Source organism: Streptomyces sp. NPDC060194 (genome assembly GCF_042728285.1).
Lineage (GTDB): Bacteria > Actinomycetota > Actinomycetes > Streptomycetales > Streptomycetaceae > Streptomyces.
The window spans coordinates 1-11,240 of the sequence record NZ_JBHWZH010000168.1; the positions used below are offsets into that span (position 1 = coordinate 1).

Annotated in this window: 13 protein-coding genes; 11 read left to right on the forward strand and 2 right to left on the reverse strand. The window is 72.7% G+C overall.

Annotation, left to right across the window (positions count from 1 at the left end; all coding sequences use genetic code 11):
• Nucleotides 1–54: 54 nt before the first annotated feature.
• Complete coding sequence (locus tag ACFWEG_RS25640) at nt 55–228, reverse strand: hypothetical protein (protein ID WP_387219540.1); 174 nt, start codon at nt 226–228, stop codon at nt 55–57.
• 380 nt (nt 229–608) lie between these two features.
• Between ACFWEG_RS25640 and ACFWEG_RS25645 the strand changes: the two genes are divergently transcribed.
• The 4 genes from ACFWEG_RS25645 (at nt 609) to ACFWEG_RS25660 (ending at nt 4,058) form a co-directional block, all read left to right on the forward strand.
• Nucleotides 609–1,262 carry a response regulator transcription factor gene (locus ACFWEG_RS25645; protein ID WP_387219542.1) on the forward strand — a complete coding sequence of 218 codons (654 nt, stop codon included), beginning with the start codon at nt 609–611 and terminating at the stop codon, nt 1,260–1,262.
• A gap of 5 nt (nt 1,263–1,267) precedes the next feature.
• Complete coding sequence (locus ACFWEG_RS25650; RefSeq protein ID WP_387219544.1) at nt 1,268–2,521, forward strand: sensor histidine kinase; 1,254 nt, start codon at nt 1,268–1,270, stop codon at nt 2,519–2,521.
• A 381-nt stretch (nt 2,522–2,902) separates the two neighbouring features.
• Nucleotides 2,903–3,199, forward strand: coding sequence for a DUF4193 domain-containing protein (locus ACFWEG_RS25655; protein WP_387219546.1), 297 nt, complete (start codon nt 2,903–2,905; stop codon nt 3,197–3,199).
• A gap of 10 nt (nt 3,200–3,209) precedes the next feature.
• Entirely contained in the window at nt 3,210–4,058 is an 849-nt protein-coding gene (locus tag ACFWEG_RS25660) for a hypothetical protein (protein WP_387219548.1), read from the forward strand.
• 25 nt (nt 4,059–4,083) lie between these two features.
• On the opposite strand, the gene ACFWEG_RS25665 is transcribed toward ACFWEG_RS25660, so the two are convergent.
• Complete coding sequence (locus tag ACFWEG_RS25665; RefSeq protein ID WP_387219550.1) at nt 4,084–4,563, reverse strand: DUF3093 domain-containing protein; 480 nt, start codon at nt 4,561–4,563, stop codon at nt 4,084–4,086.
• A 57-nt stretch (nt 4,564–4,620) separates the two neighbouring features.
• Between ACFWEG_RS25665 and ACFWEG_RS25670 the strand changes: the two genes are divergently transcribed.
• The 7 genes from ACFWEG_RS25670 (at nt 4,621) to ACFWEG_RS25700 (ending at nt 11,196) form a co-directional block, all read left to right on the forward strand.
• Nucleotides 4,621–5,196, forward strand: a complete 576-nt coding sequence (locus tag ACFWEG_RS25670; protein ID WP_387219553.1) for a PaaI family thioesterase — start codon at nt 4,621–4,623, stop codon at nt 5,194–5,196.
• On the forward strand, nt 5,196–5,726 hold the full coding sequence (gene dut, locus ACFWEG_RS25675) for a dUTP diphosphatase (protein WP_387219556.1): 531 nt from the start codon (nt 5,196–5,198) through the stop codon (nt 5,724–5,726). Before ACFWEG_RS25670 ends, dut begins: the two co-directional genes overlap by 1 nt.
• Before the next feature lie 4 nt (nt 5,727–5,730).
• Nucleotides 5,731–6,498, forward strand: coding sequence for a DUF3710 domain-containing protein (locus ACFWEG_RS25680; protein ID WP_387219564.1), 768 nt, complete (start codon nt 5,731–5,733; stop codon nt 6,496–6,498).
• 147 nt (nt 6,499–6,645) lie between these two features.
• The gene (locus ACFWEG_RS25685; RefSeq protein WP_387219558.1) at nt 6,646–9,198 is read left to right on the forward strand and encodes a DUF4118 domain-containing protein; all 2,553 of its coding nucleotides are present in this window, start codon (nt 6,646–6,648) and stop codon (nt 9,196–9,198) included.
• Nucleotides 9,195–9,881: a response regulator gene (locus ACFWEG_RS25690; RefSeq protein ID WP_387219559.1), complete on the forward strand. Its 687-nt coding sequence runs from the start codon at nt 9,195–9,197 to the stop codon at nt 9,879–9,881. Before ACFWEG_RS25685 ends, ACFWEG_RS25690 begins: the two co-directional genes overlap by 4 nt.
• Nucleotides 9,882–10,020: 139 nt before the next feature.
• Nucleotides 10,021–10,371 carry an OB-fold nucleic acid binding domain-containing protein gene (locus tag ACFWEG_RS25695; RefSeq protein WP_387219567.1) on the forward strand — a complete coding sequence of 117 codons (351 nt, stop codon included), beginning with the start codon at nt 10,021–10,023 and terminating at the stop codon, nt 10,369–10,371.
• A gap of 3 nt (nt 10,372–10,374) precedes the next feature.
• Nucleotides 10,375–11,196 (forward strand): DUF3159 domain-containing protein, encoded by an 822-nt coding sequence (locus tag ACFWEG_RS25700; RefSeq protein WP_387219561.1) that lies wholly within the window; start codon nt 10,375–10,377, stop codon nt 11,194–11,196.
• Nucleotides 11,197–11,240: the final 44 nt, after the last annotated feature.

Genomic DNA, 11,240 nt, shown 5'->3' on the forward strand with positions numbered 1-11,240 from the left:
GCCCCCGGCCGCTGTGGCGGTCGGGGGCCCCTCGGTGTCGTGCGGCCGGGTCGGTCAGACGCCGGCGGTGCGAACCTGCACGCCGTGTTCCGCGGCGAGGCGGCGGAGGTCGTCGAGTTCGCCCTGCTCGACCTCCACCAGGAAGTCGTCGCCGTCCTCGCGGGCCCGGCTGAGATCGGTCTCCGTGCTGTGGATGCGCTCCAACAGCCCGTCGGTGAACGCGTTCATGGATGCGGCCCCCTTGTCATGGGTAGGTGGCACATGCGCTGTGCCGGGGGTGAAACGTGCGTCGTGCTCGGCAGCGGTGGGTCGGGTCGGCTCCCCGGATCGACGCCGACGGCTCGTGGCGCGCCACACACAGGGCGTGATCGCGGGTGTGGAGTCGTCCTCCCCCCGCCCCGTGGCGCGAAAACCTCAACCGGTCGCCGATTCGTTTGATTCCCACCACACCGCCACAACCTCCGCCGGCCGTTCCCCCCGTGTTCCACGGCCGGTCGCCGCCCCGCGCCCAGGACCGCCTTACCGCCGGTTTATGCGCGTTACGGGCAGGATGGGCCCCGCAACCCTGGAACCACGCCCGACCCCGGGCACAGCGGAAGGACAGCGACGTGCGTGTACTCGTCGTCGAGGACGAGCAGCTGCTCGCCGATGCGGTGGCCACCGGGCTCCGCCGTGAGGCCATGGCCGTCGACGCCGTGTACGACGGAGCGGCCGCCCTGGAGCGGATCGGAGTCAACGACTACGACGTAGTCGTCCTGGACCGCGACCTGCCCCTGGTGCACGGCGACGACGTCTGCCGGAAGATCATCGAGCTCGGCATGCCCACCCGCGTCCTGATGCTCACCGCCTCCGGTGACGTCAGCGACCGGGTGGAGGGCCTGGAGATCGGGGCGGACGACTACCTCCCCAAGCCGTTCGCCTTCACCGAGCTGATCGCCCGCGTGCGCGCGCTCGGCCGGCGCACCACCGTCCCGCTGCCGCCCGTCCTGGAGCGCGTCGGCATCCGGCTCGACCCCAACCGCCGCGAGGTGACGAGGGACGGCCGCGAGATCCAGCTCGCCCCGAAGGAGTTCGCCGTCCTGGAGGTGCTCATGCGCAGCGAGGGCGCGGTCGTCTCCGCCGAGCAGCTCCTGGAGAAGGCCTGGGACGAGAACACCGACCCCTTCACCAACGTCGTGCGCGTGACGGTCATGACCCTGCGGCGCAAGCTGGGCGAGCCCGCGGTGATCGTCACCGTGCCCGGCTCCGGCTACCGGATCTGATCACCGTGCCCGACGCCTCCGCCCCACCCCGCCCCGTGGTGCCGCCGAAGCCGACCTGGGACCCGCGCCGCATCGACCAGGGCCTGCCCTGGCTGCGGCCGACGATCCGCATACGCCTGACGCTGCTCTACGGCGGCATGTTCCTGATCGCCGGCATCCTGCTGCTCTCGATCATCTACCTGCTCGCCGCGCAGGCGCTCAACGTGGGCAGCGAACTCCCGTTCAAGCTCATCGAGGGCACGGTCGGCAGCAACACCTGCGACCTGCCGGCGGGCAACGTCGCGGCCGAGCAGGTGAACGCAGCCATGAACGCCTGTGTGAACAACCAGCGCCAGCACGCCCTGGACGAGCTGCTCTTCCGGTCCCTGATGGCCTTGGTCGGCCTCAGCATCATCGCGTTCGCCTTCGGCTACGCGATGGCCGGCCGGGTCCTCGCCCCGCTCAACCGGATCACCAGGACCGCCCGCCGGGTCGCCGGCACGGACTTGACCCGCCGGATCGAGATGGACGCCCCCGACGACGAGTTCAAGGAGCTCGCCGACACCTTCGACGAGATGCTCGACCGTCTGGAGCGGGCCTTCACCGCCCAGCAGCGGTTCGTCGGCAACGCCTCCCACGAGCTGCGCACCCCGCTCGCGATCAACCGCACGCTCCTGGAGGTGCACCTCTCCGACCCCGGAGCGCCGGTGGAGCTCCAGCAGCTCGGCAGGACGCTGCTCGCCACCAACGAGCGCAGCGAGCAGCTCGTCGAGGGGCTGCTGCTGCTCGCCCGGAGCGACAACCAGCTCGTGGAGCGCAAGCCCGTCGACCTCGCCGAGGTGGCCGGACAGGCCATCGACCAGGCACGCGGCGAGGCCGCGGCCAAGGGCGTGGAGATCCGCGGGCTGCGCGAGCCGGCGGTGGTGCGGGGCAACGGCGTCCTTCTGGAGCGGATCGCCCTGAACCTGGTCCAGAACGCCGTGCGCTACAACCTGGCCGATAACGGCTGGGTGGAGGTCACGACGGAGCTCGAACCGGCCACGGACCCCGGTTGCGCGGTGCTGACCGTCTCGAACACGGGACCGGTCGTTCCCGCGTACGAGGTGGACAACCTGTTCGAGCCGTTCCGGCGGCTGCGGACCGAGCGGACGGGCAGCGACAAGGGCGTCGGTCTCGGCCTCTCGATCGCGCGCTCGGTCGCCCGGGCGCACGGCGGGCGGATCGTCGCGGTGCCGCGGGACGGCGGGGGGCTGGTGATGCGCGTCACGCTGCCGCTGTGACGGGGCGGATTCGTGTTCGCTTTAAGCGGAATTATCGGCACCCGACCCACCCGGGACGGTGTGCGATCGATCACAAGGGACGATTTCCGGCCGTCTACGCTCCGTGATCGCGATCCGGAGCCCGACGCCGGTAACGTCCGGGTTTTCCGCCCCCCTGATCACGGGAAGTACACGGGGTGGCGGTCGTGAACCACCACCCGGGAACCGTGTACGGTTCGCCTCGCCACCCAACCGGACGGCCCTTCAGGGGCGCGGTCGGGTGTCGATTGAGTAACAGACCTTGATGTGAGGCAAAATCTCCGCCTCAGGTCGGGCACAAGTCCGGCCTCTCATGCGTTACGCCGCTGAGACACCGCATACACCCACGAGGGGGAGAGCGACATGGCAACGGATTACGACACCCCACGCAAGACCGACGACGACCTCAACGAGGACAGCCTCGAGGAGCTCAAGGCCCGTCGCAACGACAAGACCACCTCGACCGTCGACGTCGACGAGTTCGAGGCGGCGGAGGGCCTGGAGCTCCCCGGCGCGGACCTGTCCAACGAGGAGCTCGCGGTCCGCGTGCTGCCCAAGCAGGCCGACGAGTTCACCTGCATGAGCTGCTTCCTGGTCCACCACCGCAGCCAGCTGGCCAAGGAGAAGAACGGCCAGCCGATCTGCCGCGACTGCGACTGAGGCCGGTCCGGTGCGAGGGGGATTCCGGAAGAAGAAGGACCGGGCGGGTACCGGTGACGACCGCGTCACCGACGGCATAGCCGTGCCCGGTCAGCGCAAGGACGACGACGGGCGGGGCCTGCCGGCTCCGCTCGAGGCGGCCGAGCAGCCGCCCGGCCCCGGCCGCTTCGCCGGCCTCAGGGGCGGCATCGCCAAGGGCGGCAAGGGCGCCAAGGCCGGCATCGGGTACCTCGCCGACCGCATGATCGAGAACGCGCCCCGCGTCCCGGTGCGCGATCTCGCCACCCTGCGGCGGCAGTTCCCCGGCCTGCCGCCGGAGGAGCTCGCCGACAAGCTGGTGGCGGGCGCGGCCAACGCCACCTCCACCGTCGGCGCCGGCATCGGCGCGGCCGCGATGCTGCCCGTCGCCCCCGCCATGCCCGCCGAGCTGGCCGCCGAGATCACCGGTGTGGCGGCCATCGAGCTGAAACTCATCGCCGAGCTGCACGAGGTCTACGGCCTGCGGCCGCCCGGCAACCTCAAGGAGCGCAGCACCGGCTACCTGACCGCCTGGGCGGAGGAGCGCGGCGTCGACGTCACCCGCCCCTCGACGTTCAACAACGCCCTCAGCGGCCACGTGAAGCGCGAGCTGCGCCAGCAGATCATGAAGCGCATGGTGCGCAGCCTGCCCAACCTGATGCCGTTCATGGTGGGCGCCGCCGTCGGCGCCATGATGAACCGGCGCGACACCAAGAAGCTCGCCGAACACATCCGCGCCGACCTGCGCAAACGCCAGGTGCCCTGGCACGCCCTGCCCGCGCAGGCGCCGCTGGAGCAGCCCGCGGTGCTGCCCCCCGAGTTCCCGAAGGAACTCCGGTAGCCCGACGGCTCCGGTGCCCGACCGCTCAGCCGGCCGACCGCTCCGCGCCCGCGGCGCGAGCGGCCGCCAGCGCCTCGGCAAGGCCCTCGGGGTCCCGCGTCGAGAGGTAGACGTACGGCGTCGGGTCCGCCGGGTCCACGACCTCGATCCGCACCGCCGTGGGCACGTAGGCGCGCAGCAGCATGAAGGCGCGCGGGTCCGCCTTGTACGAGCGCCAGGCGCGCGCCCCCTCGGCGTCCAGCCGCTCCACCTCGCCGAGCGCCGTCAGCGGGATCCGCGCGTCCCCCGCGACCAGCGAGTCCGCGACCACGCGGATCCGCGCGGAGCCGTACGCGCTGACGCCCGTCGCCGTCAGCGCCGCCGCGCCCACCAGGCCCGCCAGCATCGGCAGCACGCCGAACGGCAGCAGGATCAGCCCGCCGGACACGCCGACCAGGGCTGTGATCACCCACCAGCCGGTGGGGACGGTGAGGCGTTCTTCGTAGGACTGCGCGGCGGGCTGCATGCCACCAGCTTGGCACGGTGCGGGCCCCCGGCGGCCGTCCGGGTAGGGTCTGCGCCTGTGAGTACAGCCCTGACGCCCCCGGCCGACGCCATAGTCCCCGTCCGGCACCCCGAGGCCCCCGCCCCCGGCGAACTGATCGGTTCCCACTACGGCCACTGCTTCGGCTGCGGCGACCAGCAGCCGCACGGGCTGCAGCTCACCACCCGGGCCGGCGACGGCGTCGACGTGACCGCCGAGTTCACCGTCCGCGCCGCGCACCAGGGCGCCCCCGGGCTCGCCCACGGCGGGCTGCTCGCCACCGCGCTCGACGAGACGCTCGGCGGGCTCGGCTGGATGCTGCGGGTGATCGCGGTGACCGGCCGTCTCGAGACCGACTACCTGCGGCCCGTCCCCGTCGACACCGTCCTGCACCTGCGGGCGGAGGTCACCGCCGTGCACGGCCGCAAGATCTACTCGACCGCCACCGGCCGGATCGGCGGCCCCGACGGGCCGGTCGCGGTCCGCGCGCAGGCCCTCTTCGTCGAGGTGAAGGTCGAACACTTCACCGAGAACGGCCGCCCCGAGGAGATCCGGGCCGCGATGGCCGACCCCGACCAGATCCGGCGCGCCCGCGCCTTCGAGGTGAACCCCTGATGACCCCGCGCACCCCGCTCGACGTGCAGATCCGCCGCGTCGACCCCGCGGTCCCGCTGCCCGCCTACGGGCAGCCCGGTGATGCCGGGGCCGACCTCGTCACCACCGAGTCCGCCGAGCTCGCCCCCGGCGAGCGCGCCGTCCTTCCCACCGGGGTGGCTGTCGCGCTCCCCGAGGGGTACGCGGCCTTCGTGCACCCTCGATCCGGCCTCGCCGCCCGCTGCGGAGTCGCCCTGGTGAATGCCCCCGGGACGGTCGATGCCGGGTACCGTGGAGAGATCAAGGTGATCGTCGTGAACCTCGATCCGCGCGAGAGCGTGCGGTTCGAGCGCTTCGACCGCATCGCCCAACTCGTCGTCCAGCAGGTCGAGAAGGTCCGCTTCCAGGAGGTCGCGGAGCTTCCCGCATCGGTGCGGGCCGAGGGAGGCTTCGGCTCGACCGGCGGCCACGCCTCGGTGGGCGCCGGCGGGGGCGGTCCGCAGGGTGGGAACAGCTACGCTTCGGTCGTTACCGACCGGGAAGGACAGTGACGTGGTGTTCGGACGTCGCAAGAAGAGCAACGACACCGCCGACGCGGTGGGCGAGGCCGAGCAGTTCGCCGACGCGGAGGGTGCCGACGACCCCGCCGCCGAGCCGTCGCCGCGCCGCGCGAACCTTCCGCCGGCCCCCCGGCCCAACGGCCCCTGGGACCTCTCCGAGGTCCGCAGGGCCGACGAGGGCCGCGTCGACCTGGGCGGCCTGTTCGTCCCCGGCGTCGACGGCATGGAGCTGCGGGTCGAGGTCGCCGGTGACGCGATCGTCGCCGCGACGGTGGTCCTGAAGGACAGCGCCGTGCAGCTCCAGGCGTTCGCCGCGCCGAAGAAGGAGGGCATCTGGGGCGAGGTCCGCGACGAGATCGCCGGGGGCATCACCTCCCAGGGTGGCGTCATCGACGAGGTCGAGGGCCCGCTCGGCTGGGAGCTGCGCGCGCAGGTCCCCGTCCAGCTGCCCGACGGCACCAACGGCGTGCAGCTGGTCCGCTTCATCGGCTGCGACGGCCCGCGCTGGTTCCTGCGCGGTGTGATCTCCGGCCAGGGCGCGGTGCAGCCGCAGGCCGCCGGGGTGCTCGAGCAGATCTTCCAGGACACCGTCGTGGTCCGCGGCGACGGGCCGATGGCCCCCCGCGACCCGATCGTCCTCAAGCTCCCCGACGACGCGCAGATGATGCCCGACGGCGTGCAGCAAGAGGAGCAGGAGGGCTCCCGCTTCGCCGGCGGCATGGGCCAGCTCCAGCGCGGCCCGGAGATCACCGAGGTCCGCTGAGCCCTTTTCGCGCGGAGTCGTCTCATGGCCCGCGACGGTCCCCACGGGCCCGTCGCGGGCCGTCGTGCGTCAGGATCTCGTCAAGCCGGGGGCCCCGGCGGGCCGCACGGCCGGTGAGGCCCCCGGACTGCGCTTAGAGTCGCTGACATGGGACGCGGCAGGCTTCGGATCTATCTGGGCGCGGCGCCGGGTGTCGGCAAGACCTACGCCATGCTCGCCGAGGCGCACCGCCGGGTGGAGCGCGGCACCGACTGCGTGGTCGGCTTCGTCGAGCACCACGAGCGGCCGCGCACCGAGGCGATGCTGCGCGGCCTGGAGCAGATACCCCGGCGCGAGACCGTCCACCGCGACGCGACGCTCACCGAGATGGACGTCGACGCGATCCTGCGCCGCGCCCCGGCCGTCGTCCTGGTCGACGAACTCGCGCACACCAACGCCCCCGGATCCCGCCACGACAAGCGCTGGCGGGACGTCGAGGAGCTGCTCGCCGCCGGCCTGGACGTCGTCTCCACGGTCAACATCCAGCACCTGGAGTCCCTGGGCGACGTCGTCGAGTCGATCACCGGGGTGCGGCAGCGGGAGACCGTGCCGGACGAGGTGGTGCGGCGGGCCGACCAGATCGAGCTGGTCGACATGTCGCCCCAGGCGCTGCGCCGCCGGATGGCGCACGGGAACGTCTACCAGCCCGACCGCGTCGACGCCGCGCTCTCCAACTACTTCCGCCCCGGCAACCTCACCGCCCTGCGCGAGCTGGCCCTCCTGTGGACCGCCGACCGGGTCGACGAGTACCTCCAGCAGTACCGCGGCGAGCACGGCATCCGCTCCACCTGGCAGGCGCGCGAGCGGATCGTCGTCGGCCTCACCGGCGGCCCCGAGGGCCGCACCCTGATCCGCCGGGCCGCGCGGATGGCCGCCAAGGCCTCCGGCGGCGAGATCCTCGCCGTGTACGTCGCCCGCAGCGACGGCCTGACCGCAGCCTCGCCCAAGGAGCTCGCCGTCCAGCGGACCCTCGTCGAGGACCTGGGCGGGACCTTCCACCACGTCCTCGGCGACGACGTCCCCACCGCGCTGCTGGCCTTCGCGCGGGGCGTGAACGCCACCCAGATCGTCCTCGGCTCCTCCCGCCGCAAGACCTGGCAGTACGTCTTCGGCCCCGGCGTCGGGGTGACGGTGGCCCGCGAGTCCGGGCCCGACCTGGACGTCCACATCGTCACCCACGAGGAGGTCGCCAAGGGGCGCGGACTCCCGGTGGCCCGCGGGGCGCGGCTCGGCACCGCGCGGGTGGCGGCCGGCTGGCTGACAGGCGTGGCGGGACCGGTCCTGATGACGCTCGTGCTGCTGCGCTTCCACATCGAGCTCGGCCTCGCCAACGACATGCTGCTGTTCCTGTCGCTGACGGTGGGCGCGGCCCTGCTCGGCGGGCTGTGGCCGGCGCTGGTCTCGGCCCTCTTCGGCTCGCTGCTCCTGAACTACTACTTCACCCGACCGCTGCACCGGTTCGCGATCTCCGACCCGCGCAACGTCGTCGCCCTGGTCATCTTCGTCGGCGTCGCCCTCGCCGTCGCCTCCGTCGTCGACCTCGCGGCCCGCCGCACCCACCAGGCCGCCCGGCTGCGGGCGGAGTCGGAGATCCTCTCCTTCCTGTCCGGCAGCGTGCTGCGCGGCGAGACCGCGCTCGACGCGCTCCTGGAGCGGGTCCGCGAGACGTTCAACATGGAGTCGGTGGCCCTCCTGGAGCGGCTCAGCGACGTCGACCCCTGGACCTGCGCCGCCCGGGTCGGGCCGCGGTCCGTGGACCGCCCCGAGGACGCGGACGTCGACATGCCGGTGGGCGACCACATGGCGCTCGCCCTGTCCGGGCGGGTGCTGCCGGCCGAGGACCGGCGGGTGCTCGCCGCGTTCGCGGCGCAGGCGGCCGTCGTCCTGGAGCGCCGCCGGCTCCTCGATGAGGCCGAGGAGGCCCGCAAGCTCGCCGAGGGCAACCGGATCCGCACCGCGCTGCTCGCCGCCGTCAGCCACGACCTGCGCACCCCGCTCGCCGCGATCAAGGCCGCCGTCAGCTCGCTGCGGTCCGACGACGTCGAGTGGTCGGACGCCGACGAGGCGGACCTCCTGGAGGCCATCGAGGAGGGCTCCGACCGCCTCGACCACCTGGTGGGCAACCTCCTGGACATGTCCCGGCTGCAGACCGGCACCGTCACCCCGCTGATCCGCGAGATCGACCTCGACGAGGTGGTCCCCATGGCGCTGGTCGGCGTGCCCGAGGCGGGCGTCCACCTGGACATCCCCGAGACGTTGCCCATGGTGGCCGTCGACCCCGGCCTGCTGGAGCGGGCGGCGGCGAACGTCGTCGAGAACGCGGTGAAGTACTCCACCGGCGGCCGGCCCGTCTCGGTCGCCGCGAGCGCGCTCGGCAGCCGGGTCGAGCTGCGGGTGGTCGACCGCGGACCCGGCGTCCCCGAGGACGCCAAGGAGCGCATCTTCGAGCCCTTCCAGCGCTACGGCGACGCCCCGCGCGGGGCCGGGGTCGGCCTCGGCCTCGCGGTCGCCCGCGGCTTCGTCGAGGCGATGGCCGGGACCCTCACCGCCGAGGACACCCCCGGCGGCGGCCTGACCATGGTCTTCTCCCTGCGCGCGGCGGCCGCCCCGCGCGGACCCGCGGCGACGGCCGCCGCCCCGCAACCGAAAGGCGTCTCATGACCAGGGTCCTCGTCGTCGAGGACGAGCCGCAGATCGTCCGCGCGCTCGTGATCAACCTCAAGGCGCGCCGGTACGAGGTCGACGCCGCCGCCGACGGAGCCACCGCGCTGCAGCTCGCCGCCGCCCGCCACCCCGACGTGGTGGTCCTGGACCTCGGGCTGCCCGACATGGACGGCGTCGACGTCATCCGCGGACTGCGCGGCTGGACCCGGGTGCCGATCCTGGTGCTCTCCGCACGGCACTCCTCCGACGAGAAGGTCGAGGCCCTGGACGCGGGCGCGGACGACTACGTCACCAAGCCGTTCGGCATGGACGAGCTGCTCGCCCGGCTGCGGGCGGCGATCCGCCGCGCGGAGCCGGCCCCCGACGCGGGCGGCGACGTCGGCGGGGTGGAGACCGACGACTTCTCCGTCGACCTCGTGGCGAAGAAGGTCACCCGCGACGGCCGCGACGTCCGCCTCACGCCCACCGAGTGGCACCTGCTGGAGGTGCTGGTCCGCAACACCGGCCGGCTGGTCGGCCAGAAACAGCTCCTCCAGGAGGTCTGGGGGCCCTCCTACGGCACGGAGACCAACTACCTGCGGGTTTACATGGCCCAGCTCCGCCGCAAGCTGGAGGCGGACCCCTCGCACCCCCGGCACTTCGTCACCGAGCCGGGGATGGGCTACCGCTTCGAACGCTAGGACCCGCCCGCGGAGGCCTGCGGGCGGTCACCGCGGGTCCGGGACCTCCGCCCCGCGATCGCTGTCAGTGGGCGCGGGTAGGCTTCAAGGTATGAGTGGCCTCTCCTCTTCCCAGAAGTCCGGCGGGCGGTTCCGGCGGATGCTCGACCGGCTGTCCACGTCCCAGCAGGACGCGGAGGCCGCCGAGCTGCAGGAGGACACCGAGGCGACGGGCTGCACACCGATCTCCGCCTGCGACGATCGCCAGATCGTCACGGTCACGGGTACGCTGCGCACGGTCACCCTGCGTCCCCGGGCCGGGGTGCCCGCCCTGGAGGCAGAACTGTTCGACGGCTCCGCGTCGCTCGACGTGGTCTGGCTGGGCAGGCGCTCCATCGTCGGTATAGAACCGGGGCGCAAGCTCATCGCATCGGGCCGCGTCTCCCTGAGCCACGGCCGCCGGGTGCTCTTCAACCCCAAGTACGAACTCCGACCGCTCGGACGGGAGTAGCCGGTGACGTCAGTCGACAAGCCGACCACCGCACCACACGACCAGCCCGGCACCACCCCCGCCCCGGCCCCCGCGGACGACCGCGACGCGAGCCGCGCGGCCGAGCGCAAGGTCACCGAGGCCGCGCTCTTCGACGCGTTCGGCGGTGTGCGGGGCACGGTGGAGACCATCCTCCCCGGCCTGCTGTTCGTCATGATCTACACGATCAACCAGGACCTCCACGTGTCGGCGATCGCCGCCCTCGGGGTAGCGCTGCTGCTCGTGGCCGTCCGGCTGATCCGCCGGGACACCGTCAAGCACGCCTTCAGCGGCGTCTTCGGCGTCGCCGTCGGCGTCGCCTTCTCGATGCTCACGGGCAACGCGAAGGACTTCTACCTGCCCGGCATGCTCTACGGCACCGGCCTGGGCCTCGCCTACGTCGTCTCCGCCGTCGCCGGCTACCCGCTGATCGGCCTGATCCTCGGACCGGTCTTCAAGGAGAACCTCTCCTGGCGGAAGCGCAACCCCGGCCGCAAGAAGGCCTACGTCAAGGCCAGCTACGCCTGGGGCCTGATCTTCCTGGCGAAGTACGCCATCCTCTTCCCGCTGTACTTCTGGGGCGACACCGAGCAGCTCGGCTGGGTCATCATCGCGCTGAAGCTGCCGCCGATGCTGCTCGCCGTCTACCTGACCTGGGTGTTCCTGTCGAAGGCGCCGCCGCCGATCGACGTGTTCGCCGAGATGGAGGCCGCGGAGAAGGCGGAGGCGGCCGAGAAGGCGGCCCGTGAGCGCGAGCTCGGCGGGGAGCCCCTCACGGACGGCCCGACCAGCCACCGCAGGCGCTGACCGCGCGTCTCACGCGACGACGGGGGCCGCACGCCGTACACCGG

Bases quoted from the DNA above. Each gene is read 5' to 3' on its own strand.
- ACFWEG_RS25640 (WP_387219540.1), bottom strand. From the start codon at position 228: ATGAACGCGTTCACCGACGGGCTGTTGGAGCGCATCCACAGCACGGAG.
- ACFWEG_RS25655 (WP_387219546.1), top strand. From the start codon at position 2,903: ATGGCAACGGATTACGACACCCCACGCAAGACCGACGACGACCTCAAC.
- ACFWEG_RS25665 (WP_387219550.1), bottom strand. From the start codon at position 4,563: ATGCAGCCCGCCGCGCAGTCCTACGAAGAACGCCTCACCGTCCCCACC.
- dut (WP_387219556.1), top strand. From the start codon at position 5,196: ATGACCCCGCGCACCCCGCTCGACGTGCAGATCCGCCGCGTCGACCCC.
- ACFWEG_RS25685 (WP_387219558.1), top strand. From the start codon at position 6,646: ATGGGACGCGGCAGGCTTCGGATCTATCTGGGCGCGGCGCCGGGTGTC.
- ACFWEG_RS25690 (WP_387219559.1), top strand. From the start codon at position 9,195: ATGACCAGGGTCCTCGTCGTCGAGGACGAGCCGCAGATCGTCCGCGCG.
- ACFWEG_RS25695 (WP_387219567.1), top strand. From the start codon at position 10,021: ATGCTCGACCGGCTGTCCACGTCCCAGCAGGACGCGGAGGCCGCCGAG.